Origin of the sequence: Saccharopolyspora erythraea (assembly GCF_018141105.1) — a bacterium.
Taxonomy (GTDB): Bacteria; Actinomycetota; Actinomycetes; order Mycobacteriales; family Pseudonocardiaceae; genus Saccharopolyspora_D; species Saccharopolyspora_D erythraea_A.
Genome location: NZ_CP054839.1, coordinates 7,450,147 through 7,472,401 on the forward strand (window position 1 = coordinate 7,450,147; position 22,255 = coordinate 7,472,401).

The window sequence follows — 22,255 nt, forward strand, 5'->3', positions numbered from 1 at the left end:
CGTGTTCCTCCTACTATTGTCCGAGCGCGTCTCGCAGGTTGGCTATCTCGGCCTGGGCGATCTGGCGATCGGCTTCCGGGGCGTTCGGGTTCCTGCGAAGCCAGTTGTTCAATGCACGGATCGACTCTCGTGCCTTCCTCTCATGGTTCCTGCCCTGGACGTCCTCGTTCGTCGCCCGCTCATGTCGTACAGCGTCGGCTGTCGTCCCGTCACCTGTGCGCTCGGGGTGGTCGATCCCCTTATACAGCGCGTTCACGATGTTGTTGAGCTTCGGGTCGGTTACCGATGGTCTCACCGCTGCTGGCGGCTTGGGTGGGGGCCTGCGCAGCAGTGTCTTGGCGACCTTGCCCACGCCAAGCGTCGCTGCGGACATAAGCACATCGCCGGTGATCTTGCCCAGAGCGCGGTCACCGCGGCCGTTGGCCCAGTCGTCCCATGCGACAGCCGCTTTAAACGTCTCCACCGGGTGGGTAACGCCGTAGGCCATCGCTGAGACCGTGCTGGCGGGATCGCTGATCAGCGTCCCGAGGCTCTCGCCGAACCCCGAAATGCTGTTCCAGATGCCGCCGTAGAAGTTCGCATCGGCCTGCTTCTGAGAATCCTGCGGAGCGAGTACCGCCTCTGTAGAGAGGGCGTCGGCGGTGCGGTCACCGACGTCGGCCAGTTGATCGCGTGCCCGCTGCAGCATGTCCCGGGCGGCCTGTCGCTGGGCCTCACCAGGGTCAGAGAATGCAGGTGCCTGCATGACGGTGGGGTCACCGCGGCCAGCGTTGGCCTGGGTCTGGGCGTTCGCCTCAGCCACAGCTTGCTCATGAGCGGCCTGCGCCCGCTGTGTGGCCTCCTGACCTTGATTCCACAGCTCGATGGCTTCCGCCGCCTGTCCCTGCGCCCAGGACAAGCAGCCGGCGAAGGACTCCAGGGCGCTACGGGCAGCGTTGAGCGATTCGCCGGCCTTCAACCAGCGAGGTACCTCGGTCTGGTGCTCGTCATGGAAGCGGTCGGATGCTTCTCCGGTCCATGCGCCGGTGTCGATCTGCTTGAGGGCTTCGCCGGCCTGGATGCTGTCCTCCGCACGAGCGCCCAGCAGCCGTGCCTTTCCCAAGATCGCCTCGGGAGTGCCGGGGACCAGTGCTTTCGGGTCATTGGTCTGACCGAGTTCGGCGGGCATCAGGGGTGCCCCCTGGGCTCGAAGTTCGGTGGGTCGATGACGTCCGTAGCCGGGTCCTCGGTGAGGTGACGTGCGGCCTCTTTGTCAACCTCGCGATAGGTGCGTGCGGCTTCGCCCAGCTCGTAGCCCATGTTGCGGGCCCGGTCGCATAACGCGTCCAAGCCGACCGACCACGCCGCGCAGAACTCCGCGAACTCGGCGTGCACCCATTCATGTCCGTAGACGTCGGGGCCGCCGCACAGGTTATGTAGTTCGGCGTTGTCCTGATCAGCGACGATCTCGCCCATGCTCTTCGATGCGGCCTCTAACACGTCGATCTCGACGTGAAAGCCTGGACCGTCCACAGTGAACCCCTCAGTCTCTCGTCGACCGATCAGGCGCCTGGGGCGATGGGGGTTCTGGCAGAGGACGGCACCTCACTGGGGTCCGTTGATCCTCGCCGTCGCGTCATCTGTTCCCACGCCTCGGCGACTTGGGTAGCCGAGGCCACCCGTGCCAGCACGGGGAACCGGTGCTCGTCATCGGGGTCGAGCATCACCCCGACCCCCGCAGGAACCAGCTCCAGCAGGTCTGCACCGCTGGTTGCCAGGTAGTCGCACTCCCCCACATGGGCCGCCAAGCGCTCCAAGCGCGAGAAGACAGACGTCCATCGCCCCCGGCCCGCAACGTCAGACACCCATACACCCGGTCGCGGTGTCCGCTGGGCGTACACCGTCGCCTCGGCGAACGCCAGTCGGAAGTCCTCGTAGGAACGGTCGCCGGACCACACCTGCCTGGCCACAGTCACAACTGGGGGCTCACTCGACCATTCGTCTTGAGCTCTACCCGTGGTCACCGTCGTTCCTCACAGCACTCCCCACAGTGTCATCCGGCGGCCACACGGTAGGTGGCCCTGTCCTGAACCGTCAGCAGATCTCTGGATGATCACCCATCCAGCCCAGCGCCAGCGTCTTCGTCAAAGAGGTGTGCGCTGGGCGCTGCCGGTGGATCAGCCGTTCCAGGCGTGCCAGAAAGGAGTGCGGTCCTCCCCGACGGTGATCAGGGCATCCTTCAGTGCATGGGGCCGCACGTCGGTGTCGGCGAGCTGGTCATGCGGCAGCCAGCGGAACTCCAGGTGGTCTTCCTGGCTGACGGGTTCCGGGTCGGTGATGGTGACATCGAAGACGAAGTTGATCTCGTGATGCGTGGTGCCGCGTTCGATGTATCCGTGCTCGACCGCGCCGAGGAAGCCGGTGATCTTGGCTTCGGTGCCGAGTTCCTCGTCCAACTCGCGCACGAGGGCGGCTTCCACCTTTTCGCCGGGTTCGACGTGGCCACCAGGCAGGAAGGACCATGACTTCGTGCGTTGTCGCACCACGAGGAGTTGGCCGTTGCGGCGGATGACAGCGCGGGCGATGATCTCGGTGGTCGCGGCGCCCATGTATGCCTTTCGTGTCGGTACGTGCCTTTAGTGTGACGGCTTGTGGCGATTCCAGAGCTTACTGGCCAGGATGTCGCGGCAGGCGTGGGCGAGCTACTGCCGGAGGCGGCCCCGATTCGCCCGCTGCGGCCCTTGCGGCAAGGCCGTAGCCATGCGTCATGGGTGCTGGAATCGTCACGTGGCCGGCTGGTGGGCAAGGTGTTCCTGGGCCGTCTCGGGGCGGGCGGATTGGCGCGGCTGGCTGAGCATCGCCGCGTGTGTGAGCAGGGAATACCGGTGCCGGCTGTGCTGGCGTTCACCGCCTCCTGCGCGGCGGTGGCAGGTCGGCCGTTGACCGTGTTCAAGTACCTGCCGGGCAGGGACGCCGAGGAGGCGTTGCCTTCGCTGGAGTCTGAGACGGTGCTGGAGGTGATGCGGGATACCGGCGCGGCGCTGGCTCGGCTACATCAAGTCCCTGTCGAAGGCTTCGGTGATCCCCTAGCCGGGCGGGAGGCGACATCAGCGAGCTGGAATGACGTCGTCGTAGGGCGGGCGGAGGCACTGCTGTCTGCTTATCGATCGGTCGACGGCGTTCCGGCTGCGTTGATCAAGGCGGGCTTGGAGTTGTTGTGCGAGTTGGCCGAGAAGGTGTCGCCGGTGGTGTGGCCGGCGGTCACGCACCTGGATGTGTACCTGCCCAACATTCTGCTCGATGAGCAGGGCAGCTTTCGTGCGCTCTTGGACTTGGAGCATGTGCGGTGGGGCGATCCGGTGATGGACTTCGTCAAGCCCGCGATGTGGATGTTCGCCGATCAACCAGAGTGGGCCGAGGCGTTCATCGACGGCTATCGAGCGTCCAATCGATGGCCTGCAGCCTGGTCGGAGCGGTTGGCCGTGGCAACAGGGTTGGAGCTGTTGACTGGGGTGGAGTACTGGGTGCGGGTCGCCGATCACGCGATGCGCGAGAACTACCTGCGGCGACTGCGAGCATGGGTTCAATCTGACGGGGTCGATCATGTGTGGTCGGCGATCAGTCGGACGACTCGGCTCGCGTAAGAGCCCCAGTCTTGGGCGGCCGTGTCGAGGACTTGACGTGGCATGGGAGAGGTCTGCACCCACCGGATCAGCTCGGCTTGCACTTGGCGGATGTGTTCGGAGCGCGCGGCATCCGTGGCGCCGAACTTCTCCAGGTAGCGTGCCCACTTCGGTCCCCGATGCTGCCGGGTCGACTCGACGCACCGAGCGCGGATTCGGTCGTCGGGGACACTGAGTAGGACCAGGTGCACGCCGAGCGCAGCGAGCCGCGTCTCGATGTTTCTTACGACCTCACGGCTGATCGGAAGCCCGTACATCGGGACGTCGAAGCCGAGTCCTTCCAGCACGCACGTCGGTGTCCACGCGGGCGCGAAGCGATGGCGGGGAAGGGTGCTCGCCTGGAATCGACGGTCGGTTTCCTCGAGGAACGCAGTCAGGCGGTCCAGCCACGACAGGATCAGGGCGGCGTGTTCGTGGGGTGCGCCGGGAGTGTAGGTGTGCGTGGTGATCGTCGCCGCTTGCGGCATCGCGATCAGCGATTGACAGTCGGCGTCGACGAGCCGCTCGACGATGCGCTGGTAGACGGAGGTCTTGCCAGCACCCCACACACCGGCCAGCACGCATCCCCTCACAGTCTCGCCTGCTTGTAGGTCCTCGCAGCGATAGCCGGCAGTTCGGCCGGGTCGGTCCACGCCATTGAGTGCACAGGTACTGTCCTGGCCAAGCGCTCCCAAAGTCCGTCGGCCCCGACATTGGAGCCGGGCAGCGCCTTACTGAGGTCTGAGCCGAGGTTGAGCCAGTCGTCAGCGAAGAAGTCCTCGGCACCGAAGTCGAGGTGTTCTCGAAGGAAGTTCCCGTCGTCCTCGGCTGCCGACGCCTGTGCCGAGCGGGTGAGGATCACGAGTTGCGCGACCTCGGTCACCGGAAGTACCCGACGGTCGAACAGCGTGGAGATTTCCCATGGTGTGAGTTCGAGCTTGCCGTCCACGAGGTATCGCCCTCGGTTGGGCTCGTAGCGCTTCAGCGCAGTCGTCAGTGTGGGGGAGCCGCTGATGCCTTCCGGGGTAAAGCGAGCAGACAGCGGCACCCCTGTCGCGTTCCATTGCCATGTCTCCGTGGGATTGAGCACGGTGCGATCGTTAGAGACGGGATGTGCGCCGTGATCTTCGATAAGGTGGGTGAACACGGTGGTCTTGCCGGAACCGGACTGGCCGGCGATGAGCACGCCCTGTCCGTCGATGTCCACCGCGGCGGCGTGTACACAGCGACCTCCCCGTACCTCCCCACCGCGCATGATGAGCTGGCGCACGACTCGAGTACCGACCGTTGCCGCTACGTGGGCGTGCTCGGCGGCGATGAGCACGAGGCCCGCGGTTCTGATGATCACGTGGTCGGCGCTGTTCTCGGGAAGTAGGATCTCGCGGTCCTCGGTGAGCCAGGCGTGATAGCGCTGTTCGGGGTGGCTGGTGCGCGTCGTGGTCGGCGGGTGCTGGGCGAGGGACTTGCGTGCCTCGGCGACGGTGGCCGCGTCGCGCGCGACCGTGATCGTCATGTGCGGCTCACTCTCACCGGCGGACAACAGGAACGGGCTCACGTAGTGGTGCACGGCGACGTGGATTTCGTTGGACGCGTTGAGCCGGCATACGCAGGTCCCGAGGTCAAGGAATCGCGATTCCATCAGCAGCCTTTCGGTGTGACGGTGCTACGGCGGCGCAGCCAGTGCGGTTGTCCGGGCTGGGTGATCTCCGGGGCTCCCAGGGCGTCTTGATCGACGTGCTCGCTCAGCCACCGCGGCTGACCGGCGCAGTAGCGGTCGACGGTCGGCTTCGCTCGTGGCGAGATGGCGTTGAGCCACGCTCGGCAGCGCCGTACCAGCCCAGCGCCGATCTGCTGCCACGACAGCTCTCGTTCGATGCAGCGACGGCCTCCCCGCCCCATCTGATGGAGTGTGTCGGGGTCGCGCAGCAGCGCGGCGATCCGCGTGGGCCACATGTGCAAGTCGTCGTCGACGAGCACGCCCGGATGTGCGGCGGGAAGGCCGGTCACGGCTTCGCTTGTGCCCAGCACCGGCAGCCCTGCAGCGAGGTAGTCGAGAACCTTCATTTTCGCGCCCGATCCCGCGGTCAGCGGCGCGAGTGCGAGGGTGGTGCGTTCCAAGGCTTGGTCGATCGTGTCCACGCGGCCGGTGAACTCGATGCCTTGACCTCCGCGGGTTAGCGCGGCGGGGCCGCGGCCGACGATGCGCGCCCGAACGTCGAGACCGTCGGCGCGCAGTGCAGGCATGATCACGCTGCGAATGGCCTCGACCGCGCGAGCATTGGGTTGGTAGTAGAGGTTGCCAACGAAGACCAACGTCGCGGCGTCGGTATCCGGTCCCCAGTAGCGGCGCTGGTTCGGGTCGGCACCGTTGGGCAGCAACGCCGTTCGCAGCGCGGGAACACCCGCATTGGCTGCCAGCTCATTTTCGTTGTCCGTAGAAACGATCACGTTGTCGGCGGTACGCAGCGCGATGCGCTGTGTCGTCGCGTGGGTCTGCACTGTCTCCGGCGGCTCACCGACGCTGGCTGCGACTGCGGCGTCGTCGTCGTGCATGTCGTACACCAAACGCCCACCCAGCAGACCGGCTAGCTCACGCCCAATGGCAACAAGCGATTCCGCTTCGCACAAAACAAGGAAGTCCACCACAGCTCGTCCGAGGAGCCCGGCGAGTGCGCGGGGCACGTAGAAGTCGCTGGGATGTATGAGCACGACATCGAACGGCCAGTCCGTGGCCTCACCGTAGTCCGCACCGCGATCGCACAGCACCAGCGTGACAGCGGCGCCGGCGCGGTGACTGTGCTCGGCAAGCGCAAGGACACGTGCAGGCGTGCCTGCCAATGCTCGACCGCGCCACACGTTCGGCGTATCGAGCACGAAGACGAGGTTCGGGACGGCAGCGCTCATGATGCTTTGTCCTCCGGCTCGACACCGTGTGCGGGGAGGCCTGTCGCGATCGTTCGTCGGATTCCTTCTCGCAAGGGGGTACGAGGCCACCACGGCACAATTTGTCGCAGGCGATCCGGGTTGGCAAATGACATCGACCGTGTTCGGCGTCGGAGACGCTCTGCGTCCACTCGCGTGTCCAGGCGTTGGCCGATGATGCTGGCGACAATATCGATGAGCTCACGACCAGTGGCCGGAACGCCCGAGCCGATGTTGAAGACTCCGCTCCTGCGGGTGCGCAGGAGTGCTAGCAACGCATCGGCAACGTCATCGACGTAGACGAAATCGCGTGCCGCTTCCAGGTCACCGAGATAGAGCGTCTGGCTACGTCGGGCCTGCCGGAGGACCTCGGGAAGCAGGTGTGGGTGCGGATCACCGGGGCCGTAGACGTTGAACAGGCGAGCGACCACGGTGGTGCATGATCCGAGGCGGTGCGCCTGGTCCTGCAGTAGACGTTCGCTGAAGAGCTTCGACCAGCCGTACACGCCCTGTGGTTGCAGCTGGTCGTCCTCGTGGTGTGGGCGGTTGGTCGGCGCATACACGTCGGCGGTCGAGGCGAACACCAACCGTTGTGGCGGGTTGACCGCACAGGCATCGAGCACATGTTGGGTGCCCAACACGTTGATCGCCAATGTTTCGGCAGGTGCTCTGTCACAAGCGGGGATGAAGTGTTGCGCAGCAAGATGCACCACAGCCCAGGGCCGTTCTGCCGCCATGAGCTGGACAAGCTCTGAACGCTGGCGGATGTCGAGTACCTGACGCCGTACCTCGGGGTAATCGGCGAACTCGTTCAGTCGGTGCAGCGTTCCGGCACTGCCATCATCTACCGCCACGACACGGAACCCCCGTGCGCGAAGCGCACGCACCACGGGAACACCGATCAGACCGGCTGCGCCCGTGACGAGTACGACGCGGGAGTGATCGGTGTCGTACGTCTCGTTCACCGGGCCTACCTCGCCCGCTTGCCCTACGGAATAGTGATTGCATCTTCGCTCGGAAGAGATCTTCATTCGCATGTGTAGTTCCTCTTTCGAATTCAGCGATGAGGTCGGCCGCAGCAGGCGCCGTTGCTCGAGGCTGCGGCCGACCTCTGTACGGCCTGGTGTCGGTGTCGGGGTCCTCGACCGCAGGCCGTGTCTTGATGCGTTTCAAGGCTTGCAGGACCGCTCGCAGGCAAGCGGATCCTTCGCTGCCTCGACTGGGTTGTGGACCGGTGTGAGCGCCGGGAGTGGAATCGGCATGGTTCTCATGTCCGCTGGCAATTCCCAGCCGAGGTCCCCAGTCCAGGCGGTCACGTATCCGTCGGGGCTTTGGTCAGCGCTGTGTCTGCCCACAGCGACGCAAGTCATTGCGGGCGGTTTGGCAAGATCGTGTCGTCCGATCCGGAAGCCAAAGCGGCTAGCAACTCGCTCAGTGCCTCGACGTGATTGCCGACGACATGGGTGATGTTTGCCGGCGGCGCCAGGAGCTTGATGCCACGTGGGGTGCGGGCAAGTCGGAGCGTAACCCGATTTCGTCGGTGATCTTCAGCAGCGATCTCGATCCATTTCTGCACTGCGTGCCTTCCCTGGTCGGTAGGGTGTCCGGGCGGCGCGGCGGGGGGCTTGGCGGTCGCGCCGCCCGGACGTGGAACCCTGGTCCGGCGTCGAGTTCGGGGCACCACGCCGGACCAGGTGCCTATGCGGTCGTCTCGAAACGCTTTCCCTGATCAATTTCCTACGGGCTGCGTACGCCAGGTCCGCAGTAAGCTGTGATGGCACACGTCTTCAGCTCCGTGACCGCGTTCAGAGACATTTGTGTCTTGCCCGCTGCTCAGCGCCGCTGCCGAGCTCGTCTGAAACAGTGCGTTGAGCTGCCATGGCCCAAGCTTCGCGCTCATGGGCGTCAGCCGGAACGAACCGAACGCGCACCGGAGACGAACCCACGACGCACTCCGGCGCTGACTACTGGATGCATCGGTGCCACTGAGCGATCATGGGAGAATGCCGACCATCGCTCGTTGGACCGGGTTCGAGGCCAAGCTGCTTCGAGACGCGCTTCGGCTCACGGTCAATGACTTCGCAGCGTTGCTGGGTGTGAGCACAAGGACGATCAACAAATGGGAGTCAAAGCGAGCCGAAATCACGCCGCTCCCCGAGATGCAATCGGCCCTCGACACCGCGCTCACTCGAGCAGCAGACGACGTTCGTGAAAGGTTCGACCAACTCAAGCAGGCCGCCTACGGAGCTGGAGAGCCTCGCACCGTGCAGGCTTACCGGCCCGCCGTCACCGCTGGGTCGGCCGGTTCGTCGCAGACCATGGTCGGCAACATTGTGGAGTTCATCGGGAGCGACATGGCAACACGTCGAGAGTTTCTGGAGCTGTCGCTGCTCACCGGCACAGCTCTCGTAGTCCCGGTGAGGCACTGGGCCGCTGCTTCCCCGGTCGTCCCCGTCAAGCCCGGCCAGGTCGGCCCCGACGAGATCGACAGCCTGGAGCAGGCCGTGGACCTGTTCCGACGATGGGACGCATCAGGCCAAGGGGGCTTGCACCGCAAAGCCGTGCTCGGTCAGCTCAACGCCGTGGTCGAAACCCTTGAGCACAGCCATCCGGCCGCCGCTCAGCGTCGGCTGTTCGAAGTCGTCGGTCAGCTCGCCCAGCTCGCAGGGTGGATGACTTGGGATGCAGGCTTTCCCGTCGGGGCTCAGCGCTACTTCCTCTACGCCTTGGATGCCTGCAAACATGCCGGTGCGCTGGATCTCGGGGCGAAGGTTGTCGGGGACATGGCGCAGCTGTCCAAGGCGTTGGGCCAATATGAGGACAGTCTGGCCATGGTCCGTACTGCGCTGGCGACCCTGCCCAGGAACGCCAACCCGTTGGTTCGCTCCGAGCTGCACGGCCACGAAGCGTGCGCTTATGCGCGGTTCGGAAGGGACGAGGCAACGAATACCCGCCGGTCGGCCGAAGCCTCGTTGGAGGCATTCGATCAAGCGACCGCGGATGCTCATCAACCCTGGAACCAGTACATGGACCGCGCGGAAGTCGAGAGCCTGGCTTCCGCCGCGTACACCCAGCTCGCACTACGAGACACCAGGTCAGAGCGCGTGACGACCTATTCGCAGCATGCCGAGGTCCACGCACTCAACGCCGCGGCCCATCGACAGCAGCACCGGCTGCGCAGCCGGTTGTTCGACGACCTCCGGATGAGCAAGGTCCGGCTCGCCCAGCAGGAACCGGAGGAGTCAGCAGTGCTCGCACAACGAGCACTGCACCAGGCCGAGGCGATCAGCTCCTCCCACGCGCTCAACCGCCTCCTCGACCACTCCAGGAACCTCACCGACCGATACGGTGACGTGGTGACCGTCGTTGACTTCCACGCCAACCTGACGGAGTACGTGCACAAGGTCGCCCCCGGGAGAAAGAACGATCTGGCGTGACTGACTCACCTGTTGAGTTCCACCGTGTCCCCGTCGAGGAGGCAGGCCCGCTCGGCGACGAGCTCGGTGAGGTCTACCGCGAAGTGTTCTCCGAGCCCCCGTACAACTACACCGACGAGCACGTTCGCCTGTTCAAAGACCGGTTCGCTGTCCAACACCAGCGCGAAGGCGCAGGCCTGATCATTGCCCGTGCATCGGACGGGACCATGGCCGGCTTCAGCTTCGGCCTCACCATGCCCCCGTCCGCCCCATGGTGGACCGACCTCACCACCGACGTGGATCCCGGACTCACCGAGGAGCCACGCGGCCGCACCTTCGTCCTGATCGAACTTCTCGTGCGGACACCCTGGCGGCGTACCGGTGTGGCGGCCAAGCTCCACGACCTCCTGCTCGAAGACCGTCCGGAACAGCGGGCGACCCTGACGGTCCAACCGGCTGCCGGTCCGGCACAACACGCGTACGCGAGCTGGGGATGGCGCAAAGTCGCCCAGAAACGTAACCCCCTACCCGGATCACCGATCTTCGACGTGCTTGTCAAATACCTCCAGTCCTGACGATCGCGTCGGCAAATGCGCTGGTAACCGGGGCCCGCCGCCCTGCCTGCTACCCACGACTGAGGAAGCGGTCTTCCCGATTGCTGCCGTTGGGGGTTCCAGCAGCGGCGCCAACGCGGGCTCCATTCCGATGTCCGGTTAGAGCGGTACCGGCTGTTAGTGCCTTTACCGCAGGCCAGGTGCCTGACTAGGGGTTCCAGAGGTATCCCAGACTCGCTTGCAGGCAAAGAAGCAAAATACATCGGGCGGCCAGCGTCTATACATGGCACACGGTCGCCCAACGACGACGACCCGGTGCATCACGAGAAACCTCTCTTGTCAGTGTCCCGAACGGCCTCACATTTCGGAGTTCAGGGTGCCAACGAGCGCCGTGCTCAGGCGGCGCCCGCCCCCTCCTGCGAAGGACGCCCATGGCCCGACAGGACGCCACCGAGGAACCCGCACGCCTCACCGCCAACGAAGCAGACGGGGGCACACCTCCCGCCTCGGCGGTCCTCTACACGCCGGCCGAGGCAGCCAGACTGCTCGCGATCAAGGAATCATGGCTGCGACGTAAAGCCAGCATGCGCACCATCCCATGCACCTTCCTCGGCAAGCACCTTCGATTCTCCGACGAAAACATTCGCGAAATCGTCCACATCTCCCACTCTCCGGCCGCACGTTCTTCCCAGAGACACTGATAACCCGACCACGGGATTCAGTCGCCCGGAATCTCTTTTCAAGAGCGAACACATACCGCTTGCATTCCCGGCGCAATGGAGCGTGAATACGGATCGCCCGAACGCACTACATCGAGGGAGATGCAATATGGCCTGGATCGAACAGCATGGCGCAGGGTGGCGGGTGCGCTACCACCGGCCCGACGGCACCATCGCCAGCGAAGCCGGCTACACCCACCCCGACCACGCCCGCGATCGTGCCGCAGACATCGAGTACGAGACCCGGCAAGGAACGTTCACCGACCCGCGCAAGGCACAGACCACGTTCGGCGAGTGGACCGAGATCTGGTCCGACGCTCACGACGTCGCTGAGAGCACCTGGGCGAAGTATCGGGCACACCTGCGCAACCACATCCTGCCCAGATTCGCCGACTCGCCCCTGGCTGACATCAGCCACATCAAGGTAAAGCAGTGGGCAAAGGGGCTGCGCCGCCGCCTCGGTGACCCCACCGTCGCCGACATCGTCACGATCCTGTCGATGATCCTGGCCGAAGCGGTCGACGAGGACTACATCGGCAAGAACCCGTGCCGACGCCTCAGGCTCAACCTGGAGCCGTCAGCACCCAAGGAGACGGCCACCGCCAGCGTCGTGCGCCGCGTCGCTGATCGTTGCGACCCGGCGTACCGGACGCTTATCATCACCGCCGCTTACACCGGCATGCGGTGGGGCGAACTGGCCGGGCTGCAATGGCACAACGTCACCCTCGACGGCACCGCCACCATCACCATCGACAAAGACAAAGGCGCACTCCACGAGATCGGCGGGCGCCTCGAACTCGGCCCACCCAAGACGCCCGCCAGCGCCCGCACCCTGCACCTGCCCGCCTTCTTGGTCACGCTCCTGCTCGAACACGCCGCACGCCAGTTTCATGACCATGTCTTCACCGGAGGCAACGACGGGCTGCTGCGACGAGCCAACTTCCGCGGCCGCATCTGGCTGCCCGCCGTCGCCGGGCACAAGCGGAGGGGCTGGGCACCGATCCAACCGGGACTGACCTTCCACGGGCTACGCCACACCCATAAAACCTGGCTCAACGAAGACCACGTCGACAGAGCCCTGCAACACCAACGACTCGGACATCGCATGCCCGGCGTCGAAGGCATCTACTCCCACGTGACCCAGCCGATGATCGATCACCTGACGACCGCGCTCGACCACCGGTGGCGGCGATCCGCCGACAGTCAGCGGTGAACACATATCGCGGGAACACAGTAAGCCAAGATCAACTGCTCCCAGTTTGCTCCCAGCAACAGCAAAACCCCCACCGGCGATGATCACCAGCAGGGGTTTTGAACTGCACGAACCAATGGTGCGCGATACTGGGATTGAACCAGTGACCTCTACCGTGTCAAGGTAGCGCTCTCCCACTGAGCTAATCGCGCCTGCGGTTCAGCACCGCGTGCGCGCACCACTCTAGCGGAGGCGTGATCGGCACCCGTGGGCACCCCCGGCCGTGTGGCGGGTGGTCACACCGGGCGTTCGAAGGTGACGAGCAGGCCCTCGACGCCGCCCGGGCCGAGGCGGCCCTTGACATCGGCGCCCGTGATCGCCTTGAGCTGCCAGCCCTGCGTGGCGTGCTCGTTGAGGACCCGCTCCAGCTTGTCCCCCGACATCTTGCCGCCGAGCATCTTCTCCCTCAGCTCGACCACCTTGTATTCGTAGGGCATCCGATCCCCCGTCGTCACCTTGCACGTTCACCATGCCAACGAGGACGGATCGCCACGGGTTCCTCACGGCCGGGAGACGTGGATCATGGCTCGCACTTGCTGCCGGGCTTGCGGGTCAGGAACTCGTCGGCGGCCCAGCGCCCACCGCCGAGGTCGCGGAAGCCGTTGACCACGGTGGGGGTCCCGCGCACCTTCGCGCCGTTGAGCAGCGAGTCGACCTGATTCTCGCCGGTGCCAGGGCCCGCGCGGACGTTGAGCACGTCGGCGTTCACCTGGAACTCGCAGGGGCCCGATCCGCCGAGCAGGCCGCCCGCCTGGGTGCCCGTCGCCCACATGAAGACGAGCACACCCGCAACTGCGTACAAGACCGGACGCGGCACCCCGAACATGACGTTCCTCCTGGTCAGGCGACATGTCCTGATTTCAGCTATACGGGCAGGCCGACCCCGGCGGCACCCTGTGGCACCCGCCTGCACGTCCGGTTCAGCGCGTCGGGTGTCGCCCACAAGCGGACATGTGCGCGCAGTCAGCGGCACTGGAAGCGGAAGGAAAGCGGAAGGAAAGCGGGAGGGAAGCCGGGGCGGCGCCCCGAAAGGCGTCACGTCGGTGATGCGGCGTTTCCTCACCGCTCGGAGTGGGAATCCGACGGGCCTGCGCTGGAGACCGAAGCCCGACGGGGGGACGAACATGCTTACGAAGCTGCGCGAGATGGGTATCACCTCAGACCACATGTTCGCGGCCGGGATGGCCTCGATCGGCCTGTCGTTCCTCTCCTGGCTGACCTCGAAGAAGGCCGAGAGCACCGAGCGGGCCGACCGCTGGGGCATCTTCGTCGGCGAGTGGGCACCGACCTTCTTCGCGCTCGGCAGCGCGATGCGCATCGACGAGCTCCGCAAGGGCAGGAAGTTCTGCAGGTAGCCCGCGGCGCGGGGACCCGACGAAAGAACGCCACTCTCGCCCCCTCGGGGGCGAGAGTGGCGTTCTTCGACCTTCGCCTGGGATCAGGTCAGGCGTGGTGGCCGCCGGAGATCAGCGGTTGGCCATCCTCTTCTGCAGGTTGTCGTCCAGCGTCGCGAGGAACTCCTCGGTGGTCTGGTAGCCCTGGTCGCCGCCGACCAGCAGCGCCAGGTCCTTGGTCATCCGGCCGCTCTCGACGGTCTCGATGACGACCTTCTCCAGCGCCTCGGCGAAGCCGACGACCTCGGGGGTCGAGTCCAGCTTGCCGCGGTGCTGCAGGCCGCGCGTCCAGGCGAAGATCGACGCGATCGGGTTGGTCGAGGTCGGCTTGCCCTGCTGGTGCTGGCGGAAGTGCCGGGTGACCGTGCCGTGCGCGGCCTCGGCCTCGACCTTGCCGTCCTCGGTCATCAGCACCGAGGTCATCAGGCCCAGCGAGCCGAAGCCCTGCGCGACGGTGTCGGACTGCACGTCACCGTCGTAGTTCTTGCAGGCCCAGACGTAGCCGCCCTCCCACTTCATGGCGGTGGCGACCATGTCGTCGATCAGCCGGTGCTCGTAGGTCAGGCCCTTGGCGTCGAAGTCGGCCTTGTACTCGGCGTCGAAGACCTCCTGGAACACGTCCTTGAACAAGCCGTCGTAGGACTTGAGGATCGTGTTCTTGGTGGACATGTACACCGGGTAGCCGCGCTCGAGGCCGTAGCGGAAGGACGCGCGCGCGAACTCCTCGATCGAGCGCCTGTAGTTGTACATGGCCATGGCCACGCCGCCGTCCTCACCGAACTTGGCGACCTCGAACTCGATCGGCTCGCCGCCGTCCTCCGGCGTGTAGGTGACGGTCACCGTGCCCGGGCCCGGCACCTTGAAGTCGGTCGCCTTGTACTGGTCGCCGTGCGCGTGGCGGCCGATGACGATCGGCTTGGTCCACGTCGGTACGTAGCGCGGGATGTTGGAGATGACGATCGGCTCGCGGAAGATCACGCCACCGAGGATGTTGCGGATGGTCCCGTTCGGGCTCCGCCACATCTTCTTCAGGCCGAACTCCTCCACGCGGGCCTCGTCCGGGGTGATGGTGGCGCACTTCACGCCCACGCCGTACTTCTTGATGGCGTTCGCGGCGTCGACGGTGACCTGGTCGTCGGTGGCGTCCCGGTGCTCGATGCCGAGGTCGTAGTAGTCGAGGTTGACGTCCAGGTAGGGGTGGATCAGCTTGTCCTTGATGAACTGCCAGATGATCCGCGTCATCTCGTCGCCGTCGAGCTCGGCGATGGTGCCCTGGACCTTGATCTTGCTCATGTGGCGGGGTGCTCCTCTCGCGAGAATGCAAGCGGTACAAGCGTACTGCTAGCGGATTCGATTGTTCCATCCGCCACCCGGCCCCCGCCGCCGTTTGTGACGGTCCCACAGCCCGCGACGCGGCACACGGCGGTGGCCGCCCCCCTCGCGACGATCTTCTTCTACGCTCGAGCGTCGAACACCTGATCCAGGAGGGGGCCATGGCGACGGGACCGACGCATGCGATGAGCGGGCTGGCGGCGTGGGCGGCGGTGACGGCGCTGGCCGACACGCACGCGATCGGCCAATTATCGCCCAAGACCTGGGTCGTCGGGGCGACGCTGGCCTCCGGGGCCGCGCTGCTGCCCGACATCGACCACCCCAAGTCGACCGTCGCCAGCACCTTCGGCGGGGTCTCCCGCGGGGCTTCGGCGGCGCTCAGCGGGTTCAGCGGCTTCCTGTACCGCCTCACCCGCACCAAGCGCGACAGCGACCGCGACGGCACGCACCGCGGTTTCACCCACACCCTGATCTTCGCGGTGCTCGCCGGCCTGGCCACGACGGCGATCGTGCAGACCAGCCAGGGCACCGCGCTGGGCGTGCTGATGTTCTTCTTCGCCGGCCTGGCGGTGCGCGGCCTGATGCACACGTGGTGCCCCCGCAAGGACGCCATCCTGATCACGGTCGCCTCGCTGGTCCTCACGCTGGCGTGCTGGGCGTGGGCGGGCGACCAGCCCACCGACGCCGCCGCCTTCGGCCTGGCGGTGATGATCGGCTGCGTGGCGCACTTCGTCGGCGACGCCATCACCGAGCAGGGCTGCCCGATGCTCTGGCCGGTGCCGCTGACCGGCAAGACCTGGTATCCGGTGGCGCCGCCGAAGGTGATGCGCATGCGCACCGGGGGCAAGGTCGAGATGGTGCTGGTCGGCCCGGGCCTGACGATCGTCGCGGTGGCCCTCAGCTCGGTCGTGCTCTACCGGGTGGGCGCGGCGCCGTGGCTGGCCCAGCTCGACCTCCCGCCGGAGGTCATGGCCTGGATCGCCCCTTCCTCCTGATCGGTGTTCTCGCGACAAATCGCCCATCACGCCCTTCGGTATCGATAGGGTGACGTGGTCGACAGCGCCCCGGCTGGCGACTTCGCGGACCGGAGGACAGATGCGAACCCGAGTGCGTTTCGTCGTTGTGGCGCTGGCGCTGCCGCTGCTGACCGGCCTGAGCGCGTGCGGCGAGCTCCAGCAGAACACCCAGGAGGCCCAGGAGGGCATCCAGCAGGCGCAGGACCGGCTCGACGCGGGTTCGGCCTGCGTTCAGGCGATCAACATCGCCAACTTCATGCCGAACTTCGCCGACCCGCAGCAGGCCCAGGCCGACGCCCAGGCGAAGGCGCAGGAGCTGCAGCGCCTGGCCGACCAGACCGCCGACCAGACCCTCAAGCAGAACCTGCTCGACGTGCAGAAGTCGGTCGAGCAGGTCGCCTCCGGATCGGTGACCCTGGAGTCGAGCGCGGAGTGGGCCTCCGCGCAGCTGGAGAAGTACGGGCAGGTCACCACGACGTGCTCGAAGGCCATCGGCGGCTGACCCGCTCGCGGACCCGCCCGCCGGGGCCTCGCGGCTCCCGCGGGCGGGTCCGGCGCGGCCGCTCAACGCTGCGCGCTGTGGCCCTGGTCACCTAACCTTGAGTCGCGGAGGTGATGGTCATGAAGGCAGCGGTGGGCGATCAGTTGCACGTGCACAGCAAGCACGTCGACGAGGCCGACCAGACCGGCGAGATCCTGGAGGTGCGCGGGGCGGACGGCGCCCCGCCCTACCTGGTCCGGTTCAAGGACGGGCACCAGAGCCTGGTCTACCCGGGCGGCGACTGCGAGGTGGAGAAGCCGGCCGCGCAGCAGTGAGCCGTCCGGCAGCCCGGTGGGTCGGTCCCAGGGCTGGTCGAGCGGGGTCCGCACTTCCAGCCGGAAGAGGAGCCCGGGCGCGACACCCATTGCGGTGAACTGCCCCTCGACTTCGAGGCTCACCAGCCCGTGAGCCGCGTCCACGTCAACAGGGCGCGCCGCAGCATCGCGGGCGGCCGTTGCTCGTCGCCGCGCTCGGCGCGCCACGACCCGAGCCGGCGCTCCAGCGCCGACCGTCCCCCGGGCAGCTCGGCCGGCACCAGGCCGGCCACCACGCCGATGATCGCGCGGTCGGCAAGTCCGAAGGTCAACTCGGGGCTCGGTAGCCGGGGGTGCCGAACAACTGCGGGTACCGGTGCGGCCGCACCAGCGCCCACGACCGGAAGCGCTGCGCCACCTCCCGGAACCGGACCGGCGGGGACTTGCGCCTGCTCGCCTCCGACACCTCCTCCAGCTTGTCCGCAGTGGACAGACCGGACTGCTGGGGCTGATCGGCCGGTGGAGCTGCTGCGGCTGGTCGGCCAGACCACGGGAAGGCGCGCCCGCATGTACTACGTCCGGACGAACCGCGTGTACCGGAAGGACCTCGCCGGACTGCTTCCATTGGTCGCGTGTGGACGGTTGCGGCCGCTGATCGGCCTGCGGCTGCCGCTCTCGCAGGCGGAAGAAGCCCTGAATACGCACATGTCGGGGCGGGTCGTGCTCGTCACCGACCACGTTCGCGAATCCCGCCGACGCGCCGGAGCCCGAACGGATGGATGCCGGGCGGGCTCCTTAAGGTGGGCGGCAGGCTCTCTGCGAGGAGGCGGTGGCGTGTTGCGAGAAGACTGGCGTGCGGATTCGGCTGCCGACCTGCCCGCTGCCTTCGGTACCGGTGTCGCGCCGTCCGTGCCGTTGCCTCCCGGCGAGATCCTCACCGACCAGTCACCGGGGAAGGGCGATCCGGCGCCGCTGTGCTGGATCAGCGACGAGCGGCCGTCGCCGCACCTGCTCGCCGCGCTGCGCACCGACCACGAGCGCACCGGGCTGTGGCCGCTGCTGCTGTGCGACAGCAACGAGGTCTACGGCGACCGCTGCACCGTGGGGATAGTCCCCCCGGAGCCGCGAGAGCACATCGAGCGCTGGCACGCCGCCGACGTGATGGCGCGGATCTGGGACGGTCTGGTGCAGGCCGAGGACGACCTCGGGCCCGCCTACGAGCTGGAGGTGCTCGAGCCGTTCGGCTACGACTGCCCCGGCCTGGCGGCGGAGGGCAACCTGCTGGCGGACCCGGACATCCTGGCCAACCAGCAGGTGCCGCGCTTCGTCGACGCCGACACCAGGCTCGGCCTGGTGCCGGTGGAGCGCGGCGCCGACGTGCTGGCCACCCTCGGCTGGTCTGGCGCGGCCAACCACGTCTCCCGCACGGCCGGCCTGGCCGCGATGGCCCGCAACTGGGAGGAACGCTTCGGCGTCCGCCTCCTGCGCCTGGGCCCGGACCGCCTCGACCTCAGCGTCGCCGCACCCCCGCAGGAGATGCACCACGCCGCCGCCGTAGCAGCGGAGCACTGGACCTTCTGCCCGGACCGCATCCTCCAGGAATCGGGCAGCATCTCCGCCTACGCCCGAGAAATCCGTGGCAGAAGGACCTGGTCGTTCTGGTGGGACTGAACGCCCCAGATGGGGCGTTCAGCAGGCCGAAGGCCTTCCGGCCGGAGGGCGGAGGTCTTTAAAACCCACCCCACCCTCACCGCGGGGCCGCCGGACGACCACGCAAAGCCACTGGAAGAGCTCCCGCTGGGCCGGGAACGCTCGCGCCTTCCCGGCCCAGCGTCCCCGCCTTCAGACGCTGCGCGTCTGCCGCCTGAACCACACCGCCAACACCTCCACCACCATCACCGCGCCGAAGGTGAGCAGCAGGACGGTGGTCACCACTCCGAACTCGAGCACCCGCGAGGCGTTGAGCAGGTAGTAGCCGATGCCGCCCGCGCCGACCAGGCCGAGCAGCGTTGCCGACCGGATGTTCGTGTCGAGCTGGTACAGCACATGCGCGACGAACGCCGGTGCGGCCTGCGGGAAGGTCGCCGCGAAGAAGACCTGCACCCGGCTCGCGCCGGTGGCGCGCAGCGCCCGCTCCAGCCCGCGGTCGACCTCCTCCAACGAGTCGGCGACGAGCTTGCCGAGCAGCCCGACCGATCCGACGCCCAGCGCGAGGGCACCCGCCACCGGGCCGAGGCCGGTGATCACCACGAACACGATCGCCAGCACCAGTTCCGGCACACCGCGCACCAGCAGCACCACGCCGCGGAAGAACCGGACCACCGCGGGGCTCGGCGCGACGTTGGCCGCCGCGAGCGCCCCCACGGGCAGCGACAGCACCGCCCCGATCAGCGTGGCTGCCAGCGCGATCTGCACGGTGACCAGCAGCTCCGACAGCAGCTCGGGGAGGATGCCACCGGTTTCGGGTGGCCAGAACAGCGCGATGGTGGGGCCGAACTCGGTGATGCCCCGGCCGAGCTGCTCGAACGAGATTTCGGTTCCCCAAACCGATGCCGCGACGACCAGCGCGGTGAGCAGCCAGTAGCCGGTCCTCCGCACCCGCGCGAGGTTCCAGGGCCGGCTGATCCGCGCGCCGGTGGGACCCGGTCGGCGGCGCAGCCGCGCGAGGAGCCCGCGGTGTTCGTCGCGCGGTCCGAGCAGCGCGCCGCGGATCGCGCCGGAGACGATCTCCACTGCCACGCAGAGCCCGAACACCACCGACGCCAGCGCGATGCCCCGCTGGTAGTCCAGGGTCCGCAGGGCGTCGGCGATCGCCTGCCCCAGTCCGCCGACGCCGACGAAGCCGAGCACGACCGACACCCGCAGGTTGATGTCGAGCCGGTGCAGCGAGGTCGCGACGAACGACGGCAGCACCTGCGGCAGCACGCCGCTGACGAGCTGCTGCGCGCGCGAGCCGCCCGCGGCGCGGATCGCGGTGCGCGGGCCCTCGTCGATCTGCTCGACCGCGTCGGCGTAGAGCTTGCCGATCATGCCGACCGAGTGCAGCCCCATCGCCAGCACGCCGGTGAGCCCGCCGAAGCCGAAGACGCGGAAGAACACGATCGCGAGCACGACGTCGGGGACCGCGCGGGCCAGCACGATCAGCGCGCGGCCGCCGTACCGGGTGGCCGGGCCTAACGCGGTGTTGCCCGCCGCGAGCACCGCCACCGGCACGCTGATCAGCGAGGCGAGCAACGTCGCGCAGACCACCACGGCCAGCGTCTGCCCGCAGAGCGCGACGAGCTCGCCGACCGGCGGGAAGTCCAGCGGGAAGGTCCGGGCCGCGAAGTCCGCGGCGTTGGCGACGCCGTCCACCAGGGTCGCGACGTTGAGCCGCAGGTCGGTGAACGCCCAGACGGCGGCCGCCAGCAGCGCGAGGGCGGTCAGCGCCGCCGCGGCGCCTTCCGCCCCCGGCCGGGCGAGCGTGCGGGGCTCGGCGCGGACCGGCTGCGCCGCGGTGGTCATGAGACCGCCACCGCCGTGAGCTCGGTGCCGACCTTGGAGTAGATCGACATGGCTTCGTCCCGGCTGAGCCCGTGCACCGGGGTGTCGAGCACGACCCGTCCGGAGCGCAGCCCGACGATGCGGTGTCCCCAGCTCAGCGCCAGGTCGACCTGGTGCAGGCTGCACACCACGGTCAGGCCGTCCTCCTCGGCGATCTCGGCGATGAGCCCCATCACCTGCGCCGCCGAGTCCGGGTCGAGCGAGGCGACGGGTTCGTCGGCGAGCAGGATCTCGGGCTGTTGCAGCAGTGCCCGCGCGACGGCGACCCGCTGCTGCTGCCCGCCGGAAAGGGTGTCCGCCCGTTGGAGGGCCTGGTCGCTCAGCCCGACGCGCTCCAGCCGTTCCAGCGCGGCGTGGCGGATGCGCTTGGGATAGCTCAGCAGGCCGAGCCGCGGTCCGCGCAGCGTGCCCAGCGCGCCGGTGCAGACGTTCTCCAGCACGGTCAGCGAGCCGACGAGGTGGAACTGCTGGAACACGAACCCGACGCGGCGCCGCAGCGCGCGCAGTCCCGCACCGCCCAGGCTCCCGACGTCCTCGCCGAGCACCTCGACGGCTCCGGAGGTGGGGAGCTGCAGGCCGTCGACGTGGCGCAGCAGCGTCGACTTGCCCGAACCCGACAGTCCGAGCAGCACCAGCACCTCGCCGCGGGCGACCTCGAGCGAGACGTCGTCGAGCGCCCGCACCCCGCCGTCGAAGGTCTTGCCGACCCGGTCGAGTGCGATCACGCGGTCTTCGCTCACTGGCACTGCTCGTCCCTCGTCACGTCGCAGACCTGGCGGATGCCGTTGTAGAAGGCGTCGTCGACCGGGGCGTAGCCCCAGCCGCCGATGTCGCCGAGCTTGCAGTCGCCCTGGCAGAAGCCGTTGGCCCGCAGGTAGCCGGAGTTGGCCTTCTCCCGCAGCGCCGCGGTGACCTTCTCCCGGACCTGCGGGTCGAGCTCGTCGCTGACGGCCGCCGGCGAGCCCGGCACGGTCTCCGAGCGCCAGACCGTGCGCAGTTCGCCCGGCTTGAGCTGGCCCTTCTCGATGAGCTGGGTGTCGACCGTGGCGTTCTGGGCGAACCCGGCGTCGCAGTCGCCCTTGGCCACCGCCAGCGCGGCCGAGTCGTGGCCGCCGGAGTAGATCGGCTGGATGTCGGTGTCCGGGTTGATCCCGGCCTTCAGCAGACCGGCCTTCGGGTACAGGTAGCCCGAGGTGGAGGTGGGGTCGACGAAGCAGACCTTCTTGCCGCGCAGGTCGGCGAGGCCGTTGATGCCGGAGTCCGGCCGGGTGATGCCGTAGGAGAGGTACCCGGGCGCCTCGCCCTCGGCTTCGACCTGCCCGGCCACCGCGGTGGCCGCCACGCCCTTGTTCTTGGCCAGCACGTAGGAGAACGGGCCGTACTGCGCGATGTCGATCTTCCCCGCGCGCTGGCCCTCGATGACGGCCGCGTAGTCGGTCGCCTGCTGGAAGCGCACGGTCTTGCCGGTCTCCGCGGCGAGCATGTCCAGCACCGGCTGGTAGCTCGCCTGGAGACTGGTCGACTCCTCGGAGGGGATGGAGGCGAAGACGATCTCGTCGCCGCCGGCAGCGCTTTGGTCAGCGGCGCTGGGTCCGCAGGCGGTGAGTGTGAGCGCCACCGCGGCGAAGCCGGCGGCGGCACCGGCCAGTCTGCTGGTGCGCATGGCTGGGA

26 protein-coding genes and 1 tRNA gene are annotated in these 22,255 nt (G+C 67.5%); 10 read left to right on the forward strand and 17 right to left on the reverse strand.

Going from position 1 to position 22,255, the window contains the following annotated elements; all coding sequences use genetic code 11:
* Positions 1-13: 13 nt before the first annotated feature.
* From HUO13_RS33320 to HUO13_RS33330, 3 genes are all read right to left on the reverse strand, one after another.
* Complete coding sequence (locus tag HUO13_RS33320) at positions 14-1,168, reverse strand: putative T7SS-secreted protein (RefSeq protein ID WP_211898864.1); 1,155 nt, start codon at positions 1,166-1,168, stop codon at positions 14-16.
* Entirely contained in the window at positions 1,168-1,455 is a 288-nt protein-coding gene (locus HUO13_RS33325) for a hypothetical protein (protein WP_249124258.1), read from the reverse strand. Before HUO13_RS33325 ends, HUO13_RS33320 begins: the two co-directional genes overlap by 1 nt.
* Positions 1,456-2,156: 701 nt before the next feature.
* Positions 2,157-2,588 carry an NUDIX domain-containing protein gene (locus HUO13_RS33330; protein ID WP_211898866.1) on the reverse strand — a complete coding sequence of 144 codons (432 nt, stop codon included), beginning with the start codon at positions 2,586-2,588 and terminating at the stop codon, positions 2,157-2,159.
* A 42-nt stretch (positions 2,589-2,630) separates the two neighbouring features.
* On the opposite strand from HUO13_RS33330, the gene HUO13_RS33335 reads away from it, so the two are divergent.
* The gene (locus tag HUO13_RS33335) at positions 2,631-3,623 is read left to right on the forward strand and encodes an aminoglycoside phosphotransferase family protein (RefSeq protein ID WP_211898867.1); all 993 of its coding nucleotides are present in this window, start codon (positions 2,631-2,633) and stop codon (positions 3,621-3,623) included.
* Here HUO13_RS33335 and HUO13_RS33340 read toward each other — a convergent pair.
* The 5 genes from HUO13_RS33340 to HUO13_RS33360 form a co-directional block, all read right to left on the reverse strand.
* Positions 3,581-4,222, reverse strand: coding sequence for a hypothetical protein (locus HUO13_RS33340; protein ID WP_249124259.1), 642 nt, complete (start codon positions 4,220-4,222; stop codon positions 3,581-3,583). The genes HUO13_RS33335 and HUO13_RS33340 overlap by 43 nt on opposite strands.
* Before the next feature lie 8 nt (positions 4,223-4,230).
* A complete protein-coding gene (locus HUO13_RS33345) occupies positions 4,231-5,280 on the reverse strand; it encodes a hypothetical protein (protein ID WP_211898868.1) in 1,050 nt (349 codons plus the stop codon).
* Positions 5,280-6,545 (reverse strand): glycosyltransferase family 4 protein, encoded by a 1,266-nt coding sequence (locus HUO13_RS33350; protein WP_211898869.1) that lies wholly within the window; start codon positions 6,543-6,545, stop codon positions 5,280-5,282. The genes HUO13_RS33345 and HUO13_RS33350 overlap by 1 nt, the downstream gene beginning before the upstream one ends.
* Entirely contained in the window at positions 6,542-7,528 is a 987-nt protein-coding gene (locus HUO13_RS33355; RefSeq protein WP_249124260.1) for an NAD-dependent epimerase/dehydratase family protein, read from the reverse strand. The genes HUO13_RS33350 and HUO13_RS33355 overlap by 4 nt, the downstream gene beginning before the upstream one ends.
* Positions 7,529-7,929: 401 nt before the next feature.
* A complete protein-coding gene (locus HUO13_RS33360; protein WP_211898870.1) occupies positions 7,930-8,139 on the reverse strand; it encodes a hypothetical protein in 210 nt (69 codons plus the stop codon).
* Positions 8,140-8,566: 427 nt separating this feature from the next.
* On the opposite strand from HUO13_RS33360, the gene HUO13_RS33365 reads away from it, so the two are divergent.
* The 4 genes from HUO13_RS33365 to HUO13_RS33380 all read left to right on the forward strand — a co-directional run bounded on the left by HUO13_RS33365 (position 8,567) and on the right by HUO13_RS33380 (position 12,465).
* Positions 8,567-10,000, forward strand: coding sequence for a helix-turn-helix domain-containing protein (locus HUO13_RS33365; protein ID WP_211898871.1), 1,434 nt, complete (start codon positions 8,567-8,569; stop codon positions 9,998-10,000).
* Entirely contained in the window at positions 9,997-10,554 is a 558-nt protein-coding gene (locus tag HUO13_RS33370) for a GNAT family N-acetyltransferase (RefSeq protein ID WP_211898872.1), read from the forward strand. The genes HUO13_RS33365 and HUO13_RS33370 overlap by 4 nt, the downstream gene beginning before the upstream one ends.
* 410 nt (positions 10,555-10,964) lie before the next feature.
* A complete protein-coding gene (locus HUO13_RS33375; protein ID WP_211898873.1) occupies positions 10,965-11,234 on the forward strand; it encodes a helix-turn-helix domain-containing protein in 270 nt (89 codons plus the stop codon).
* Positions 11,235-11,361: 127 nt separating this feature from the next.
* Positions 11,362-12,465 carry a tyrosine-type recombinase/integrase gene (locus tag HUO13_RS33380; RefSeq protein WP_211898874.1) on the forward strand — a complete coding sequence of 368 codons (1,104 nt, stop codon included), beginning with the start codon at positions 11,362-11,364 and terminating at the stop codon, positions 12,463-12,465.
* 116 nt (positions 12,466-12,581) lie between these two features.
* On the opposite strand, the gene HUO13_RS33385 is transcribed toward HUO13_RS33380, so the two are convergent.
* From HUO13_RS33385 to HUO13_RS33395, 3 genes are all read right to left on the reverse strand, one after another.
* Positions 12,582-12,656: transfer RNA gene (locus HUO13_RS33385), tRNA-Val, on the reverse strand.
* A gap of 84 nt (positions 12,657-12,740) precedes the next feature.
* Positions 12,741-12,941, reverse strand: a complete 201-nt coding sequence (locus HUO13_RS33390) for a DUF4177 domain-containing protein (protein WP_211903337.1) — start codon at positions 12,939-12,941, stop codon at positions 12,741-12,743.
* Between the two features lie 83 nt (positions 12,942-13,024).
* Positions 13,025-13,330, reverse strand: a complete 306-nt coding sequence (locus tag HUO13_RS33395; RefSeq protein WP_211898875.1) for an SH3 domain-containing protein — start codon at positions 13,328-13,330, stop codon at positions 13,025-13,027.
* Positions 13,331-13,628: 298 nt separating this feature from the next.
* On the opposite strand from HUO13_RS33395, the gene HUO13_RS33400 reads away from it, so the two are divergent.
* Positions 13,629-13,859, forward strand: a complete 231-nt coding sequence (locus tag HUO13_RS33400) for a hypothetical protein (protein WP_211898876.1) — start codon at positions 13,629-13,631, stop codon at positions 13,857-13,859.
* A gap of 111 nt (positions 13,860-13,970) precedes the next feature.
* Here the strand turns inward: HUO13_RS33400 and HUO13_RS33405 are convergent, their stop codons facing one another.
* Positions 13,971-15,191, reverse strand: coding sequence for an NADP-dependent isocitrate dehydrogenase (locus tag HUO13_RS33405; RefSeq protein WP_211898877.1), 1,221 nt, complete (start codon positions 15,189-15,191; stop codon positions 13,971-13,973).
* Positions 15,192-15,391: 200 nt separating this feature from the next.
* On the opposite strand from HUO13_RS33405, the gene HUO13_RS33410 reads away from it, so the two are divergent.
* From HUO13_RS33410 to HUO13_RS33420, 3 genes are all read left to right on the forward strand, one after another.
* Positions 15,392-16,225, forward strand: coding sequence for a metal-dependent hydrolase (locus HUO13_RS33410; protein ID WP_211898878.1), 834 nt, complete (start codon positions 15,392-15,394; stop codon positions 16,223-16,225).
* 100 nt (positions 16,226-16,325) lie between these two features.
* Positions 16,326-16,748 carry a hypothetical protein gene (locus tag HUO13_RS33415; protein ID WP_249124262.1) on the forward strand — a complete coding sequence of 141 codons (423 nt, stop codon included), beginning with the start codon at positions 16,326-16,328 and terminating at the stop codon, positions 16,746-16,748.
* Positions 16,749-16,867: 119 nt separating this feature from the next.
* The gene (locus tag HUO13_RS33420) at positions 16,868-17,062 is read left to right on the forward strand and encodes a DUF1918 domain-containing protein (protein WP_211898879.1); all 195 of its coding nucleotides are present in this window, start codon (positions 16,868-16,870) and stop codon (positions 17,060-17,062) included.
* A gap of 119 nt (positions 17,063-17,181) precedes the next feature.
* Here HUO13_RS33420 and HUO13_RS37910 read toward each other — a convergent pair whose 3' ends face one another.
* The gene (locus HUO13_RS37910) at positions 17,182-17,373 is read right to left on the reverse strand and encodes a hypothetical protein (RefSeq protein WP_249124263.1); all 192 of its coding nucleotides are present in this window, start codon (positions 17,371-17,373) and stop codon (positions 17,182-17,184) included.
* A complete protein-coding gene (locus tag HUO13_RS37915; RefSeq protein WP_249124264.1) occupies positions 17,370-17,507 on the reverse strand; it encodes a TetR-like C-terminal domain-containing protein in 138 nt (45 codons plus the stop codon). The genes HUO13_RS37910 and HUO13_RS37915 overlap by 4 nt, the downstream gene beginning before the upstream one ends.
* 368 nt (positions 17,508-17,875) lie before the next feature.
* On the opposite strand from HUO13_RS37915, the gene HUO13_RS33430 reads away from it, so the two are divergent.
* Positions 17,876-18,712 carry a DUF4253 domain-containing protein gene (locus HUO13_RS33430; RefSeq protein ID WP_249124265.1) on the forward strand — a complete coding sequence of 279 codons (837 nt, stop codon included), beginning with the start codon at positions 17,876-17,878 and terminating at the stop codon, positions 18,710-18,712.
* Positions 18,713-18,883: 171 nt separating this feature from the next.
* Here HUO13_RS33430 and phnE read toward each other — a convergent pair whose 3' ends face one another.
* The 3 genes from phnE to HUO13_RS33445 are packed head-to-tail and all read right to left on the reverse strand — an operon-like array spanning position 18,884 to position 22,247.
* Positions 18,884-20,545 carry a phosphonate ABC transporter, permease protein PhnE gene (gene phnE / locus HUO13_RS33435; RefSeq protein ID WP_211898880.1) on the reverse strand — a complete coding sequence of 554 codons (1,662 nt, stop codon included), beginning with the start codon at positions 20,543-20,545 and terminating at the stop codon, positions 18,884-18,886.
* Positions 20,542-21,324, reverse strand: coding sequence for a phosphonate ABC transporter ATP-binding protein (gene phnC, locus HUO13_RS33440; RefSeq protein ID WP_211898881.1), 783 nt, complete (start codon positions 21,322-21,324; stop codon positions 20,542-20,544). The genes phnE and phnC overlap by 4 nt, the downstream gene beginning before the upstream one ends.
* A complete protein-coding gene (locus HUO13_RS33445; protein WP_211898882.1) occupies positions 21,321-22,247 on the reverse strand; it encodes a phosphate/phosphite/phosphonate ABC transporter substrate-binding protein in 927 nt (308 codons plus the stop codon). Before HUO13_RS33445 ends, phnC begins: the two co-directional genes overlap by 4 nt.
* Positions 22,248-22,255 lie beyond the last annotated feature (8 nt).